The 15,690-nt window shown below is 63.6% G+C and carries 14 protein-coding genes; 4 read left to right on the top strand and 10 right to left on the bottom strand.

Translation table 11 applies throughout. The annotated features are described in order from the left end of the window. The first annotated feature begins 312 nt into the window (after positions 1–312). The 4 genes from ACN0YL_RS11805 to ACN0YL_RS11790 all read left to right on the top strand — a co-directional run bounded on the left by ACN0YL_RS11805 (position 313) and on the right by ACN0YL_RS11790 (position 6,331). Entirely contained in the window at positions 313–1,290 is a 978-nt protein-coding gene (locus ACN0YL_RS11805; RefSeq protein ID WP_417498112.1) for an NAD(P)H-dependent flavin oxidoreductase, read from the top strand. A 75-nt stretch (positions 1,291–1,365) separates the two neighbouring features. Next, the gene (locus ACN0YL_RS11800) at positions 1,366–2,598 is read left to right on the top strand and encodes an acetyl-CoA acetyltransferase (RefSeq protein WP_417498111.1); all 1,233 of its coding nucleotides are present in this window, start codon (positions 1,366–1,368) and stop codon (positions 2,596–2,598) included. A 4-nt stretch (positions 2,599–2,602) separates the two neighbouring features. Continuing rightward, positions 2,603–3,811: an acetyl-CoA C-acyltransferase gene (locus ACN0YL_RS11795; protein WP_417498110.1), complete on the top strand. Its 1,209-nt coding sequence runs from the start codon at positions 2,603–2,605 to the stop codon at positions 3,809–3,811. A 210-nt stretch (positions 3,812–4,021) separates the two neighbouring features. Continuing rightward, the gene (locus tag ACN0YL_RS11790; RefSeq protein WP_417490543.1) at positions 4,022–6,331 is read left to right on the top strand and encodes a TonB-dependent receptor; all 2,310 of its coding nucleotides are present in this window, start codon (positions 4,022–4,024) and stop codon (positions 6,329–6,331) included. Positions 6,332–6,444: 113 nt separating this feature from the next. Here the strand turns inward: ACN0YL_RS11790 and ACN0YL_RS11785 are convergent, their stop codons facing one another. The 10 genes from ACN0YL_RS11785 to ACN0YL_RS11740 all read right to left on the bottom strand — a co-directional run bounded on the left by ACN0YL_RS11785 (position 6,445) and on the right by ACN0YL_RS11740 (position 15,578). Further along, complete coding sequence (locus tag ACN0YL_RS11785; protein ID WP_417498109.1) at positions 6,445–7,197, bottom strand: SDR family oxidoreductase; 753 nt, start codon at positions 7,195–7,197, stop codon at positions 6,445–6,447. Continuing rightward, a complete protein-coding gene (locus tag ACN0YL_RS11780) occupies positions 7,197–7,742 on the bottom strand; it encodes a nuclear transport factor 2 family protein (protein ID WP_417498108.1) in 546 nt (181 codons plus the stop codon). The genes ACN0YL_RS11785 and ACN0YL_RS11780 overlap by 1 nt, the downstream gene beginning before the upstream one ends. Next, positions 7,739–8,215 (bottom strand): nuclear transport factor 2 family protein, encoded by a 477-nt coding sequence (locus tag ACN0YL_RS11775; protein WP_417498107.1) that lies wholly within the window; start codon positions 8,213–8,215, stop codon positions 7,739–7,741. Before ACN0YL_RS11775 ends, ACN0YL_RS11780 begins: the two co-directional genes overlap by 4 nt. Positions 8,216–8,243: 28 nt before the next feature. Next, positions 8,244–9,296 (bottom strand): hypothetical protein, encoded by a 1,053-nt coding sequence (locus ACN0YL_RS11770; RefSeq protein ID WP_417490539.1) that lies wholly within the window; start codon positions 9,294–9,296, stop codon positions 8,244–8,246. Beyond that, positions 9,293–10,264, bottom strand: a complete 972-nt coding sequence (locus tag ACN0YL_RS11765; RefSeq protein ID WP_417490538.1) for an SDR family NAD(P)-dependent oxidoreductase — start codon at positions 10,262–10,264, stop codon at positions 9,293–9,295. The genes ACN0YL_RS11770 and ACN0YL_RS11765 overlap by 4 nt, the downstream gene beginning before the upstream one ends. A gap of 52 nt (positions 10,265–10,316) precedes the next feature. Continuing rightward, a complete protein-coding gene (locus tag ACN0YL_RS11760; protein ID WP_417490537.1) occupies positions 10,317–11,282 on the bottom strand; it encodes a winged helix-turn-helix transcriptional regulator in 966 nt (321 codons plus the stop codon). A gap of 220 nt (positions 11,283–11,502) precedes the next feature. Beyond that, positions 11,503–12,858, bottom strand: a complete 1,356-nt coding sequence (locus ACN0YL_RS11755; RefSeq protein WP_417498106.1) for an MFS transporter — start codon at positions 12,856–12,858, stop codon at positions 11,503–11,505. Positions 12,859–12,860: 2 nt separating this feature from the next. Further along, the gene (locus ACN0YL_RS11750) at positions 12,861–13,340 is read right to left on the bottom strand and encodes a nuclear transport factor 2 family protein (protein ID WP_417498105.1); all 480 of its coding nucleotides are present in this window, start codon (positions 13,338–13,340) and stop codon (positions 12,861–12,863) included. 79 nt (positions 13,341–13,419) lie between these two features. Then, positions 13,420–13,836, bottom strand: coding sequence for a nuclear transport factor 2 family protein (locus ACN0YL_RS11745; protein ID WP_417490535.1), 417 nt, complete (start codon positions 13,834–13,836; stop codon positions 13,420–13,422). Next, a complete protein-coding gene (locus ACN0YL_RS11740; RefSeq protein WP_417498104.1) occupies positions 13,833–15,578 on the bottom strand; it encodes a class I adenylate-forming enzyme family protein in 1,746 nt (581 codons plus the stop codon). Before ACN0YL_RS11740 ends, ACN0YL_RS11745 begins: the two co-directional genes overlap by 4 nt. Positions 15,579–15,690 lie beyond the last annotated feature (112 nt).

Genomic DNA, 15,690 nt, shown 5'->3' with positions numbered 1-15,690 from the left:
AATCCTGGCAACTTAACAGGTTCGTTTTAGATAATACAGCGACGACACGGCCTTAGCAGAAATTTTTTCAATGCCGGCTCGCTTGACTGCTCCACCTCCACCGAGCCGGCCAAGCCTGGCAGGCATGTTATGAAACTCATCATGTTTGCGGAACTCGCCCGCCATGGCGGCGCTTGACAAGCCGCCTTCCCGGCACCCGCCACGCGGGACCGCCCGACCTGCGGCAATTGACATTCTCCGGGTAGGTTTTAATAAGAAAGTGACATACCGCCTGTGCCGGGCGGTGGGGGCTGCAGCCGGGGGCCAGGATTCATGAGTGCCAGCGAAACCAGGATACCGCACGCGCTTGACGAAAATCTTCGCCTGCCGGCTATCTGTGCGCCGATGTTCCTGGTCTCTGGCCCGGCGCTTGTCATCGCGACCTGCCAGGCTGGCATGATCGGGTCATTCCCGGGACCGAACTGTCGGACGATCGACGATCTTGACGCCTGGATGAAGCAGATTACCACCGTACTCGGCCCGTCCGACGCGGCCTGGGCCTTCAACATGGTGACGCACTCCTCCTATCCGCGCTTCGAGGCCGAGCTGGCCCTGGTGAAAACCTACCAGCCGCCGCTTGTCGTCACCGCGCTCGGCGGCCCCGGGCGCGTGGTCGAAGCCGTCCACAGCTATGGCGGAACCGTCTTCGCCGACGTCAACTCGGTCGCGTTCGCCCGTAAGGCCGTCGCCGCTGGCGCCGACGGACTGGTCCTTGTCTGCGCCGGAGCCGGGGGCCACACCGGGACGCTGACCAATGTCGCCTTCGTCGAGGCCGTCAGGGATTTCTTCGACGGCCCGCTGGCGGTTGCCGGCGGCATCTCAACGGGGGCGGGCATTGCTGCAGTGCGAGCAATGGGCGCGGATTTTGCCTATATCGGAACCGCCTTTATCACAGCATCCGAGAGCCTGGCCCAGGACGAATACAAGGCGATGGTCATCGACGCCTCGGCCGCGGATCTGCAGGTTTCCGCCTCAATCACAGGCGTGCCGGCGAGCTGGATGAAAGCGAGCCTGGAAGCCAATGGCCTTGACCCCGACAACATGCCGGCGAAGGGCGCCGTCATCTTCAATGACCCGTCGCAGCTCGCCAAGGGCTGGCGGGACGTCTGGTCGGCGGGTCAAGGCGTAGGGGCGATTCACGCCGTGGAGCCGGTGGCAGCCATCGTGGAGCGGCTCGCGGCAGGGTTCGCCGGCCGCCAGGAGCCGTGGCTTGCCGCAAGACAACTGGAAACCGCACAGGATCTGGCCTGACCCGGCCAGCCTCGAGACCGATCAGGCAAACGCCTGCTGAAACAGATACGAACCCGGCCAGGAGGCCTGAACGACATGTCCGAACCCGTTTTCATCCTCGGTGGAGCCCAAAGCGATTTTGCCCGGAACTGGGCTCGCGACGACAAGGGTTTGTTTGAACTGATATCCGAGACCACGCATGCCGGACTCGAATCCGCCGACATCGCCGCCGCCGATGTTGATGTTGTTCATCTCGGAAATTTCGCCGGGGAGCTCTTCTGTGGCCAAGGCCTTATTGGCGGGATGATGGGCCATGTCGATCCCGGTTTCGAGGGCAAGCCGACCAGCCGCCACGAGGCTGCATGTGCCTCGGGATCGATGGCGATCATGGCCGCTATGGCCGATATCGAGTCGGGCCGCTACGGGCTGGCCGGCGTCGTGGGCGTCGAGCTGATGCGCAATGTGCCCGGCCAGAGGGCTGCCGAGATTCTCGGTGCCGCCGCCTGGGCCGATCGCGAAGCCCTCGGCGCCCGCTATCTCTGGCCGGCGATGTTCTCCGATCTCGCGGAAGAATATGACCGGCGCTACGGGCTGGACCGCGCCTATCTCTCCGAAATTTCACGCATCAATTTCGACAACGCCAAGCGCAATCCCTCGGCCCAGTCACGGGCCTGGACCTTCACAGAAGCGAGCTTCGAGGCCGACGACGACGCCAACCCGGTCGTCGAAGGCTGGATGCGACGCAGCGATTGTGGCCAGGTCACCGACGGTGCTGCGGCCCTGTTCCTGGCGTCGGAATCCGTAGCCCGGGATTATGCCGCCAAGCGCGGCCTCGACCTGGCGCAAATCCCGCGCTTCAAGGGCTGGGGCCACACAACAGCGCCATTGATGATGGAATCCAAGCTGGCCAAGACCCGCGATACCGACGGCTACATGTTCCCCTGGGTCCGCAAGGCGATCACCGATGCCTGCGGCCGGGCGGGCATCACCGATGTCCACCAGCTCGACGCCATCGAGACCCATGACTGCTTTTCCATCACCGAATACATGGCGATCGAGCATTTCGGCCTGACCGCGCCGGGCGAGGCCTGGAAAGCGGTGGAGTCGGGCATGATCGCGGCGGGCGGGGCGCTGCCCGTGAATCCATCGGGCGGTTTGATCGGGCTTGGACATCCGGTCGGCGCGACCGGCGTGCGCATGGCACTGGACGCCTGGCGGCAGACCTCCGGCCGCAGTGGCGATACCCAGGTCGAGGGCGCGCGCAATGTCGCGACCTATAATGTCGGCGGCTCGACGACCGCGAGCGCCTGCTTTGTGATTGGCGTCTGATCCGATGACAGATATCTGCATCTACGATGCCATTCGCACCCCGCGCGGCAAGGGAAAACCCGGTGGCGCGCTGTCAACCTTGACGCCGCACGAGCTGGTCGGCCAGCTGACGACGGCCTTGCGCTCACGCTGTGGCGAGACAGCGCTTGACCGGGTGGCTTCGCTGACGCTGGGCTGCGTCGGCCAGATCGGCGCCCAGGGCGGCCAGCTGGCACTGGTCAGCAAACTGCACGCCGGGCTTCCGGTGGCGATGGCCAGCCGCACGGTCAATAATTTTTGTGTTTCCGGCCTGACTGCAACGCGGATCGCGACCCTTGAAGCGGCCGCGACCGGTGATGACCAGCTGCGCCTGGCCGGTGGCGTCGAGATGATGTCTCTCGTCCCCTTCCTCGCGGACAATGGCTATCATTATGCCGATCCCGAAACCGCACGGGCCCTGCGCTATGTTCCGGTGCCGCTCTCGGCGGACCTGATGGCCACGATGCATGGCTATACACGCGCCGATCTGGACGAAATCACGATCCGCTCGCACCACCGGGCCGCGCAGGCCTGGAGCGGCGAGCCGCTGCAGGAAGTCATCCCGGTCCACGATGCCCACGGAACGGTCCTGCTGGCACAGGACGAATCGGTCCGGCCAGACACATCGGTTGAGTCGCTGTCCAGGCTCGAACCTGCTTTTGTCGAGGCTGGCGCCGAGGGGTTTGATGCCGTGATGCTCAAGGCTCGCCCGGAACTCGCCGAAATATCACATTTGCATACCGTTGCGCATTGCCCGCCTATCGCTGATGGCGCCGCGTTGATCGTCTTGGGGAGTGGCGCCGCCGGCACCGCCGCCGGCCTGAAGCCACGCGCCCGGATCCTGGCGGTCACCGATGCCAGCGCCGATCCGGTGCTGCAACTCACGGCCGGCTTCGCCGCCATGGAAGCCGCCCTCGCAGAGACCGGCCTGTCGCTGGATGACATGGACCGGATCGAATTCATGGAGGCCTTCGCGGCCACGCCGGTCAAGTTCGAGCGCGACTATGCGCCTGATCCAGCCAAGGTGAATCCGCAGGGCGGACATCTGGCCATGGGCCATCCGATGGGCGCCAGCGGCGGGATCCTGCTGGCAACCCTGCTCGCGGGCCTGGAACGCGACGGCGGCACGCTCGGACTGGCTGTCGTCCATGGCGGGTCCGGCGTTGGCTCAGCCATCATCATTGAGCGCATCTGAGACCTCTGGGCCTGCAATTCTGCCCGGTCACAGACAGACCTGACACTCCAGAGCAACACTTTCCCCCCACCGGCGAAGCGGGCCGGGATACGGGGAGACTTGCATTGACGAACTCACTTGTAATGTCATACCTTCAGCTACCAACAAAAAGATGTCGGGTGATTGCGGGCGATCTGTACCACTCAGGCCATCGAAGACGGGGAGAAGCAGATGAAGTATTTCAACAACGCATCGGCGCTGGCGATTGCGGTCTCACTGATGACCGCACCCTCGGCGCTGGCACAACAGGAAGAGCCCGCAGCCAGCGGCCCTCAACTGGACACGATCACGATCACCGCGCAGCGGCGTGAGACGACATTGCAGGACGCCTCCATCGCCGTATCGGCCATGACCGGCGAACAACTGGAGAAAGACCGCATTCTCAGCTTTGAAGACCTCGCCGGTTCGGTGACGTCCCTCTCCTTCACGGCGCTTTCGCCGCTGGACCAGGAATTCAACATCCGCGGCATCACCAATACCCGCCTGGATTCGCCAACAGCTGACCAATCGATCGGGATCTTCCTCGATGACGTCTATGTCGGGCGCTCCGGCCTGTTCAACGCCGATCTTTATGACATCGCCCGCGTCGAAGTCGTTCGCGGCCCCCAGGGCGTTCTGCTCGGCCGCAATGTCGTCGGCGGCGCCCTCAACATCATCGTCGCTGAGCCCGAATTCACGCCCGGTGGCAATCTGACAGTCTCGGTCGGCAATTATGACGAGGTCCTGACGCGCGGCTTCATCACCGGCCCCTTGACCGACGAAATCGCCGGACGTCTGTCCTTCCAGTCGCGCAACCACAGCGGCTATAGCTATGACGTGCTGCACGATCGCGACCTCGACGATCTGCGCTCCTTCCAGCTGCGCGGCCAATTGCTGTTCCAGCCAAACGGGTCCGACTTCAGCGCCCGCCTCGTCGCCGACTATACCAAGGACGAGTCCAATGGCTTCCTCAGCGTCGCCGTCGACGGTCCAGATCCGGCCACCCAAGGCCCTTGGAGCATTGCGCGCGAACAGATCGGCGTGCTGCGCGGCGCGGCGCTCTCAGTTCGCGAAGGCCTCCCGGAGCACCCGCTCTATGCAGGCGATGCCAATGAGACCCCGCAAGGTCTGGATCGCGAAGCCTATGGCGTCGCGGCGCACCTCGACTACAACATTGAAAACTTTGCGACACTTACGAGCACGACCGGCTATCGCGAAGGGCAGGCCAGCAATGTTTATGACCAGACCGGCCAGGGCCCAAATAACGGATATGGCATCATTTCGTCGCTGCTCTTCCGCTTCCCGGTCGGCGAGACCGAGGACATCAGCCAGTTCACGCAGGAATTCCGGCTGGTTTCGAATACGCCGGATAGCCCGTTCGACTGGATCGTCGGCGCCTACTACCAGCATGACGAAGTCACCAAGTATGACCGCTTCTGGGCCGAGGTGCCGCTGACGGTTCTCTCCACGCTTTCCGGTGAATCCCATTGGAACAATAGCGGCGAGACAACCTCCTACGCGGCGTTCGCCCAGATGGGCTATCGCTTCAATGAGCAGTTCCGGGTCGTCGCCGGCGTCCGCTACACGCACGATGACAAGAGCGGCACCGTCACCGCCACCGCGGTCGAAACCGGCGATGCGTTCAATCCGACCGACACTGTTCCGCTGTCACCCCTCGCACCGACCTTTACGGAAGGGGGCGGTTTCACGACGGATTACGGTGATGAGTGGTCGCAGGTCACCACGCAGGTCACGGCCGAATATGCACCCTCTGAAGACCTTTTCGTCTACCTGACCTGGGCCCAGGGCTATAAGGGCGGCGGCTTCGAGGATGACCCGGCCAACGCGATCGCGGCGCAATCCGGTTACGACCCTGAAACCGTCGAGAACATTGAGCTTGGTGTCAAATACGACTTCTGGGACAGCCGGGCCCGCCTCAACGTCGCCGCGTTCCAGATGAGCTATCAGAATTTGCAGGTCACACAGACCGATGCCGGTTGCCTGTGCAACATCACGGACAATGCTGCTGATGCCGACATCTCCGGGATCGAGGCCGAATTGCAGTTTGCTGTGACTGACAATCTGCGGATTTGGGGCGGCGCGACCTTCCTGCAGACCGAGTATATCGATTTCGTCGATTCACTCGGCGTGGATTCCTCGGGCAACAACCTTCAGCGCACACCGGAACACCAGTTCAATATCGGCGGCGAACTCACCTTCGATGCCGGTCCCTGGAGAGATGCCCTGTCGGCACGGCTGAACTACAGCTATCACGGTGAAATGTTCTGGGCGCCTGACAATGGCCAGATCGAGGAGGCCTATGGCTTGCTCGACGGTCGCCTGACCCTGACGCCGCCGAATGCGGACTGGACCCTCTCAGTCTGGGGCAAGAACCTGACCGACGAACTCTACCGGACGAATATCATTCCCTTCTTCGGCGATGAGATCTCCCGGTTTGCAACACCGCGGACCTACGGCATCGAGCTGTCGGTCGACTTCTAACCCCCTCCGAGAACGGGAGGGCGCCTCGCGCGCCCTCCACACTCCGAGCACTTAAAAGCCGATCCGTGAAAACGGATCGGCTTTTTCTTGCCCGCAACTGAATGCTGAGAAGGTCAGCCCTTGCGCGGCGTGCTGACCCGTTTGGCCATCGCTTTTTCAAGCCCCTTCGGGTCACGCGCCTGGTGTGCGCGCACCTGGATCGCATGCGGATCGGTGTCGTGCTCGTCGATCCCGCGCGATGCTGCCCACAGGCCGGCCCGGGCGATATCGACGGGTTGGGACTGGGCCACATTCTTCACATGCGCCGCCATGCGGGTTTCCACCGAGCCGACAATCAATGCGGTGACATGCACGCCGAGCGGTGCCAGTTCCGCACGCAGGCAATTGCCCGCTGCCCGGCTGGCAAATTTGGACGGGCTATAGCCTCCCATGTCCGGGACAGCGACAATTCCGCCGGCGGAGAGGACATTGATGATCGTGCCGCCGCCATTGCCGGAGATCACCGGTGCGAACGCCCGGCTCATCTCGAGCGGGCCGAAGAAGTTGACCTCCATCTCGCGGCGCGCCGCATCCCGGTCCCCGGTGTCGTAGAGACGCTCCATCGTGCACAATCCGGCATTGTTCACCACCAGGGTGACGTCCTTGCAGGCCGCTGCTGCGGCAGCGATCTGGTCCGGCTTCGTCACATCGAGCTCAACCGCGACGACCCTGGCCGGGTCCTTCGCGACGACCTCTTGCGCATCAGCGAGGACGCGGGATCCGACATAGACGCGCGCGGCGCCCTGGGTGAGCAATTCCTCAACAAAGCCAAGACCAATGCCGCGATTTCCGCCGGTAACAATGGCGGTACATCCTTCAATTTTCATCATTTCGCTCCCTGAACCTCGTAGAGAATATCGTGTGGTTTCTTGGTCCCGCGCACGAGGATTGACGGGTCGGGCGCTATGCCGCCACGCCCCCAGCTCTCGAGCAGTGGCATCTCGTGATTCCATTCCCAGGCAATGCGGCGATGGGCGATCGCCCAGCGGCCATCGCGGCGCTCGAACCGGTCGATGGCCCGGGCCATGGTGAGGCTGTCAAAACTGGCATCATCCGTTTCACGGCGGGAAAACGTCATCATGTAGCACTCGGTAATGGCTGTTTCGCCATCAAGTTCGATGACCATATTGGTGATCGCATGCGTCATTCGTGGTGCTTTCGGCAGCACCTTGCGTAGCATTGCGACATAGTCTGAAGCCGGTCCGCAAAAGGTCCCGCCATGATCCTCGATCGCGTCGTCATGATAGGCGGCTGCGATCAGATCGGCGTCGCCGCGATCGGCCCCGCGGCAGTACCGGATCAGGATTTCGCCGATCGCCTGCTTGTCGAGCAGGGCCCGCAGCTCCGCCTCCGGGATTGGGGTGGCTGTCATGGTTCAACTCCTTGGATTGGGATTGGCTCGGAACCGAAGCCCGGCAGGACGGGACGATCCAGGAGCGCCTGGACATGGTCGGGCGGCGACAGGCCCAGCTCACCCTGCTCTGCGAGTTTCGGGTTGAAATAGTCTCGCCAGGCCCTGATCCGATCGCCTTCGAATTCGAAGATTCCCATGTAGGGCACAGCGACATGGCCGCCCTCCACGGTGTCGAACTCGTCGACGCCTTCGACGAAAAGGGCGTTGCCCGCCTCGGCAGCGCGGAAAATGCGCCAGTTGGGACGGCGGGCCTTGAGCTTGTAGGCCTTCAGGAATTCGCGGGCGCCGTCATGCCCGATTTTCGGCGCCGCAGCGGTCGCCGAATAATGCCAGACAATATCTTCAGTGAGGTGGGAAATCACCGCCTCAATGTCCTGGGTTTCGCACCAGGACTTGATGATCGCCTTGAGCACTCTGAGCTTGGCCGACATATCGCCTTGCCTCCGCGTGATGGGGTGTTCAGGCGCGCGTGAACGCCTGGAAATGCGTTGCCAGCGGCGCAGACTGCAGGCCGGGCGGTGCCGCGATGACGGCCGGGATCGCATTGACCACGGCGCCGGCCACGCCGAGTTGTTCGGCGGAAGTGCGCGCTGTCCACCCGACCGGCGTCTCGAGGTCGAAATCCAGTTTCACCGACGGCGTTCCGTCGACGCGGATGGTCCAGAGCGGTGGCCGCGGCGCGCCTTCGGGCGGCGTTTCCATGGTCCAGGCGATGCCCAGGTCGACACGGGTCTCGCCCGCCTCGATGCCCAGCCAGTTCCAGTCGATGCGGGCGGTCGTGCCGGCGCGAACGATGCCGGCGGCGATCTCGATGTCGGAGGGTGCCGCCCGCAATGTGTGCGCCGTCTCGACCGCATCGAGTGTCCAGCCCAGCCGGTGCGCCGTGCATCCGACCACTTCGCGGAACAGGGCGTTCATCGTCTGACCCGGCACCCAGTCGGGATGGTTCGGGTCAACCCGGCCCGGCTCTGACCCGAAGCCGATGATGTCGAACACATAGGCCGCGCTTTTCACCGGGCGGCAATCGACCAGCTCGCGCAGGGAAACGCTGTTGACGTCCGAGCAGACACCTGTTGCCAGAACGGCGAGCTTCTCGGCCCCGAAACCGGGGTTGAGGCCGGCCCCCATGAAACTGCTCTGCCCTTCAGCGCAGGCGGCTTCGAAACGGGCCTGGCGCTCCTGCGGCCAGAAGGGCGGAAAGCTGCCGCCATTGATACTGATCACGTTCTTGCCCGAGCGGAGCAGCCGCAGAATGTCAGCGTCGTGACGTTCGAAGGGCGGGTCCAGCCGTGCGGCATGGATCACGACATCCGCGTCCAGCGCCAGGATGTCCTCGATGGACTGCGTCGCGACAACGCCGGTTGCGGGACGGCGTGCGATCTCGCCGGCATCAAGCCCGGCCTTGCGCTCACCATAGACAAACAGGCCGACAAGCTCGAGATCTGGTCGGTCGATGACAGCGCGCAGACAGGTCTTGCCCATCGCGCCGGTGGCCCACTGGATGATCTTCACGCCGGCTCGCTTCCCTTGTCTGCTGACTGCGCCGGGGCCGCGCGCGCGGCCTGGCATTCGCGGATCAGATCGGCGAACGCCGCCTCGGCCCCTGCAAAACCGCGAAGCTTTTCGAGGCCACGCAACGTCTCGGCCAGGGCTTGCACCTCCTCGGCCGAGAGGTCGGGCGCCGCTGTCGCGCCGCGGCCCTCGACCATCTGGGCCCGTCGCAGCCAACCGGCCCCGCTGACCCAGATCTCGCCGCTCTGGCGGCAGGCCGCGCTGCTCAGCCACACCGCAACCGCGCCGACATTGGCCGGCGCGATCGCCGCCGCCAGAGCCGGATCGAGATCCGGTGCGTCCGTCATGCGCGTTGCCGCATAGGGGGCAAGGATGTTGACCCCGACCCCGTCCCGGCGCCATTCGCTTGCAAGCGACATGGCAAAGGCATTCAGCGCGCCCTTGGACGCCGCATAGGGCGCGCGGCCTCTCACGCCGTACAGGCCGGCGGATGAGGAAATCAGCAGGAAACGGCCCGAGGGCGACGCCTGCAAGGGCGCCTGCGCAGCCTCAGCCAGGGCAATGTTGGAAAAGAAATTGGTTTCCATCACATCGCGAAAATCCGCGAGCGAGCCCTGGGTGAGCTTGCGCGCCGGACCGCTGGTGCCAGCATTGGCAATCACCGCATCGAGCCGGCCGAAGGCCTTGAGGGCGGCCCCGACGACAGCCTCACCGGCGCCCGGGTCGGCCATGTCGGAATATTCGGCGATGGCCTGGCCACCGGCACTGCGAATCTCGTCGACAACCCGGCCCGCATCGTCCGCGGCACCGGCACGGCGCCGATTGCTGACCACAACGCGCGCGCCGCGCGATGCCCAGGCCTTGGCAAACGCCTCGCCCAAGCCCTTGCCCGCACCGGTAACGACCACAACCCTGTCGCTGTCATCACGGCGGTCAGGCTGATCTGAATCTGGAGAATATCCTGCCATCCCCGGAGAATAGGGGGGTAGGTTTGGTATTGCAAGTCAAGTTATCCGCCCATCAGGACGCGGCTGACTGCTCCGGACTGCGGATGGGCCGGGTCTCCACGACCTCGTACTCAACCGTCTCCGGCCCGACCGCCTCACCGCAGGCGGAACAAACAACCATCGCCTCAAGGTCAGCGCCGCAGGGCCGGTGTTTGAGCAGCAGGGGCGGGCCTTCCGGCGCGACATAATACTTGTCGCCCCATTTCAGCAGCATCAGCAGGATCGGATAATAATCGATGCCCTTCGGCGTCAGCCGGTATTCGAACCGGGCCGGACGATCGCTGTACTGGTGCATGGTCAACACGCCGATCGTGCACAACCAGCTCAGGCGTTCCGACAGGATATTGGTCGCGATCGCGGTATCATCACAAATCTCGTCAAACTTGCGTAACCCTGTGAAGATCGATCGCAGGACGAGACTGGCCCAGCGATCACCCGTGATCTGGGCGACGTGATCGAGCAGGGTGGATTCAGCAGGCCGGTTGGCGGCCATGTCACGATAGCGCCGCCGCCGGCTATAGGTCGCTGCCATCAGACCCACGCCCGGGCCTTCAGTCCAGTCGACATCATTGGCTGTAACTTCCTGGCGGCACTCGCCGCAAACCGGCGTCGGGTCGAACACCTCACCACAGCCCTTGTGGCGAAGAATGATTTCAATCTTGCCCTCGGGCGGAGCCCAGTGGCGCTCCCAGCGCAACATCATCAGGGCGGTCCAGTAGAGGTCGCGGCCCTTTTGGGTCATCTGGTATTCGAAGCGGCGTGGCGCTTCGGAATAGAGACGCCGCTCGAAGATCTCGGCGGCGAGCAGGCGTTTGAGCCGGTCGCTGAGCAAGGGCTTCAACAGGCCGGTGCGATTGCGGAAATCCTCGAAGCGGCGCGCGCCGAGCCAGCTGGCCTCAAGGATCAAAAGGGTCGACGTATCGCCGACGACCTCCAGGGTCCGCCAGATCGAACAGGTTCTGATAAATTTCTTGGCCATCTGCGCCTCGTAGAATGCGACAGTCGTGACCTGATGCAATTCCGGAAAGCCCGGCCCCCTGCCCCAAGCAATAACGACTTAGATGGTATTACCACACAACCCTCGGTCTGCATCCCGTATCATCAGCATTCGGCGCTTATGTCGCAGAGTCGGAACGACAGCAAACCCGGGATGGGGTGTGCGCCACCCGCTCGAACGGGTCACGCACACCCCGGCCAGGCTAGACTTCGATGGTTTTCAACTCACGGCGCGCATAACGGGCCGCGATGAAGAACAACAGGGCTGCCAGTGCGAAAGCCGCAGGCGATGCGATCGCGATCGCATAGCGGATGCCGCTTTCATAAGGAAACAAGATGTCTCCAAGCAGCGCCGTTGCTGTTGGTCCGGCACCAAGGCCGATCAGATTGACGATGAACAGGTAGACCGCCGAAACAGTCGCCCGCATCCGGTTGGGCGTCAGCTGCTGCAATGCCGTCGCGGCAGCCCCGATCGGCACTGCTGCCGTCGCGAAGAAAATCACGAAGGCAATAGCCGTCACCCAGAGATTATTGCTGAGGGGGAAGACGACCGCGCCGACCGTGCCGATCACCGCAGCGAAGCCGCAAAATGCGAGTCGCCCGGTCGGCTGGCCGCCCAGCTTGTCGGTCAGCCAGCCTCCACCGACCAGACCAATCAACCCGCCCAGAATCAGGCAACCACCAGCGAGCTGGCCCGCATCGACCAGCGTCATGCCATGGACCCGCATCAGGAAGACCGGAAACCATGAGATGGCCGCGAAGACGGCGAAATTGACCATGCCGGTGGCAAAGCAAAGGCCGAGCACGGCCCCGGCCCGCCGCCGCAGGAAGGCGGCGATGGCCTTGAGCGGGATCTGCACCTTGTCTGCCAACGGATCGCTCGAGACCAGTCGGGCCGGCTCGGGCATCAGGGCCAGTACTGCGGCGATGACAAGTCCGGGCAAACCGACGATCAGGAAGGTCGCCTGCCAGGCACGCACTTCCCCGATAATCGGCAGGTAAAGCGCGTCGGCAGCGGCCACCAGCTGGATAACCGCTGCGCCGATGATGAAGGCGAGCCCGGCACCGACAGCGGATCCGAGGCCGTACAGGCCCATCGCCAGCCCCATGCGGCGCTGGGGAAAGCTGTCCGAAATGATGGAATAGGCTGCTGGCGACAGGGTCGCCTCGCCCACCCCGACACCCATCCGTGCGAGGAAGAGCTGCCAGTACTGGCCAGCCAGACCGCAGGACGCCGTCATCAGGCTCCACAGAGCGACACCGACCGCGGCGACGCGCAGGCGCGCAGCGCGGTCGATCAGACGGCCGAGCGGCAGGCCGACGAGCGTGTAGAAAGTCGCAAAGGCCAGCCCCTGCAGCAGGCTGATCTGGGTATCGGTGAGATTGAGATCGGCCTTCATCGGCTCAACCAGGAGGCCGATGATCATGCGGTCGATGAAGGAAAAGATGTAGGCAATGAAAAGCACGGCCACGGTGAGCCATGCGACCAGAGGAGGCGGGTATCGCCCCGCCTCCTCGGCTGCAATCGCGGGGCTGGTTTCGCCCGCTGCGTCGGTCACGCTCACCGTCCGGCCGAGTCGAAGTCCGTGGTGAGGCCGAGGGCCTCGAGCAGTTCGGCGCGGTCATAATACTCGCGCCATTCGGTGATCAGGCCATCTTCGACCTCGATAACGCCGACGACGGGGACCGAGCCGGCATGGCCGTTGTAGACAAACTGATCGGTGCGCTCGACGAAGATGACATCGTCGACGAGGCCGACATGGTGGATGTGCAGGGTGATGGTCTCGATGCCGGCACCGAGATGACCGATGCGCGCGCCGATCGCTTCGCGACCGACAACCGGCTCGACCATCATGGAGTGCAGCGAACCGTCTTCGGCAAACAGATTGGTGACGCGGTCCCAGTCCCGGGTGTTCCAGGCATCGACCATGTCCATGACGACGGCGATACGTGGATCGGATTCGGTCGCGTCTTCGACCTGGCTCTGGGCGCAGCCCATGGTAAGCAGCCCGGCAGCAAGGGCGATGATGGCAGTACGCATTGGAATTCTCCCCGTTGGTTTTTGTATGCAAGTCATAAGATGGGTGGAAATCCACTACGTCAAGGTCATTCTGGCGCAATCATGTCGATTGCATGACCTCATCAACCCACTCGGGGTTCGGCTCGCCTGCGCGGGCGGCCGCCACGACAGCGCCATCGAGATAGTCGCGCCAGCCTGCCACGCGGCCGTCACGGAACTCGAACACGCCGGCATAGGGCAAGCGGATACGGCGGCCATCCGCAGCGACATAGTCGTCAATACCCTCCACGAACAGCCGGTCGCCGGCCTGGGCCCAGTGCATGATTTCCCAGCGGATCTGCGTCTGGCCGGCTCCAAATCGCTCGAGAAAGCGCCGGACGGCATCGCGCCCCCGCAACGGGCGCGATCCGACATGGAAGTGATAGACGACATCCTCACACAAATGCTCAAGCAAGGCGTCATTGTCGCCCGCCTTCCAGGCGGCAATAATGCCGTTGACGGTTTCGATTCCACTCATGATATCGCCCCCTCGACCGGACTGGAGGCCTGCGGCTCGGCATTCAGTTCTCGGCGCAGGATCTTGCCCAGCGAATTTCGCGGCAAGGCGTCGACGACCTTCAGTCGTTCCGGCAATTTATAGGTTGCCAACGCCTCGTCCTTGAGGAAATCGATCAGCTGCTCGAGCGAGAGCGATTGCCCGGGCTTCAACGCCACGACGGCGCAGACCCGTTCGCCGAGCCGCTCGTCGGGGAAGCCGATACAGGCCGCCTCGCGGACCGCCGGATGCCCCTCGATCAGGGAGTCCAGTTCCGCGGGCGAAATATTCACCCCGCCACGGATGATGATTTCCTTGCTGCGCCCGACGAAGCGATAGAAGCGCTCACCGTCATCGGACGCGATCTCGAACAGGTCGCCGGTGCGAAAATAGCCGTCCTCGTCGAAGCAGGACTTGTCCAGTTCGCCTGCCTGCCAGTAGCCGTCAAACACCATCGCGCCATCGAGACGCAACTCGCCGGGCTGGCCTGCCGTGGTGATGATGGTGTCGGTATCCGGATCCACCAGGCGGGTGCGGACCTTGGACGCGAAGCTTGAATTCCAGCCGAGCCCGGCAACACCAAAGCGCGGAAACAGCCGGGCGCGCAGATCGGGGTCAGCAACGTCAAGCGAGGAGGAGAAGAGCGAACACCCTTCATTCGAGCCGAATACATTCATGACCGGCACGCCATGGCGTTCCTGCCAGCCGCGCACCATCCAGGGCGAGAGCGGGGCGGAACCGGAACCGAGACAGCGCAGATGTGAGAGATCGGCCCCGGCCAGCATCGCCTCATTCTTCAGCAACATGTTGAGAATGGCCGGCGGCGCCACGGTGTAATTGACCCGCTCGGAAATGAGTTGTTCGAGGAAAATCCCGGCATCGAACGGGTGATGCTGCACCATGGTGCCGGCCCGCAAGAGCCAGGGCATGACCACGCCGCCAAAGGCCGCGATATTGATCAGCGGGAAGGGATTGAGCAGGACATCGCCATCCTGAAGCCCCGTCGCCTCGACCAGGGCCTCGCCATTGACGCGCCAGTGATCATGATGGCGCGGCACGCCCTTCGGGGTGGCCTCGGTGCCGGAGGTCCAGCAAATCGTCAGGGTTTCCGCGGCCTCGATCGGCGGGTCAGGGAGGACAAGGTCGTTGGCGAGCGTCAGGTCCAGCGGGGCGGCACCGGCGGTTTCGCTCGCACCGACGCAGATCACCGAACCATCAAACAGTCCGGCATCGCGGAGCTTGACGGCAGTCGCCGCGTGGGCGTGGGTCCCGAACCTGTCGACGGTCAGGATCAGGGCCGGCTTGATCTTGCCCAGCAAGGCCCGCAATTCATGTTCGCGATAGGCCATCGGCGTGGGGCTGAGGATTGCGCCGATCCGCGCACAGGCGAGAAAGGCCAACACGCCTTCGACAATATTGGGCAGCTGCGCCAGAACGATATCGTCCCGCCCGACGCCGTGCGCCTGAAAGGCCCGCGCCACGGCATTGACGCTGGCATCAACCTGTTGCCAGTCCAGCCGACGCGGCTCGCCCAGCAATCCCATGGCGGCGCGGTTCGGCGGATCAACGAGCGCCTCGTTGTCGCCGCCCGCCAGGACAGCGCGCCGAAAAATTGAGTCAACAGTCTCGCCGCTCCACCAGCCCTTCTGGCGATAGGTGTCAATGCGGTCTTGCGGGCTCTGGATCACGCCGAATACCTCCCCGGTCTCGAAAAAATCTCCCACCCCCAGTTAGCCAGCATCAGTATGATCATGCAAGTTATCTACTGAAGCGCGCGGCTGGCGCGGGCGGCGGGGCGTGGCCTGCCACGGGCGGAGCGACTGTATTCAACGGCAT

Source organism: Maricaulis sp., assembly GCF_048269565.1.
Taxonomy (GTDB): domain Bacteria; phylum Pseudomonadota; class Alphaproteobacteria; order Caulobacterales; family Maricaulaceae; genus Maricaulis.
Note: the sequence above shows the minus strand (reverse complement) of the source record. Positions and strands in the feature narration are given on the sequence as shown.

What these genes read in the sequence shown, in the direction of transcription:
- ACN0YL_RS11805 (WP_417498112.1), top strand. Translation starts at nt 313, where the DNA reads ATGAGTGCCAGCGAAACCAGGATACCGCACGCGCTTGACGAAAATCTT.
- ACN0YL_RS11800 (WP_417498111.1), top strand. Translation starts at nt 1,366, where the DNA reads ATGTCCGAACCCGTTTTCATCCTCGGTGGAGCCCAAAGCGATTTTGCC.
- ACN0YL_RS11795 (WP_417498110.1), top strand. Translation starts at nt 2,603, where the DNA reads ATGACAGATATCTGCATCTACGATGCCATTCGCACCCCGCGCGGCAAG.
- ACN0YL_RS11790 (WP_417490543.1), top strand. Translation starts at nt 4,022, where the DNA reads ATGAAGTATTTCAACAACGCATCGGCGCTGGCGATTGCGGTCTCACTG.
- ACN0YL_RS11785 (WP_417498109.1), bottom strand. Translation starts at nt 7,197, where the DNA reads ATGAAAATTGAAGGATGTACCGCCATTGTTACCGGCGGAAATCGCGGC.
- ACN0YL_RS11780 (WP_417498108.1), bottom strand. Translation starts at nt 7,742, where the DNA reads ATGACAGCCACCCCAATCCCGGAGGCGGAGCTGCGGGCCCTGCTCGAC.
- ACN0YL_RS11775 (WP_417498107.1), bottom strand. Translation starts at nt 8,215, where the DNA reads ATGTCGGCCAAGCTCAGAGTGCTCAAGGCGATCATCAAGTCCTGGTGC.
- ACN0YL_RS11765 (WP_417490538.1), bottom strand. Translation starts at nt 10,264, where the DNA reads ATGGCAGGATATTCTCCAGATTCAGATCAGCCTGACCGCCGTGATGAC.
- ACN0YL_RS11760 (WP_417490537.1), bottom strand. Translation starts at nt 11,282, where the DNA reads ATGGCCAAGAAATTTATCAGAACCTGTTCGATCTGGCGGACCCTGGAG.
- ACN0YL_RS11750 (WP_417498105.1), bottom strand. Translation starts at nt 13,340, where the DNA reads ATGCGTACTGCCATCATCGCCCTTGCTGCCGGGCTGCTTACCATGGGC.
- ACN0YL_RS11745 (WP_417490535.1), bottom strand. Translation starts at nt 13,836, where the DNA reads ATGAGTGGAATCGAAACCGTCAACGGCATTATTGCCGCCTGGAAGGCG.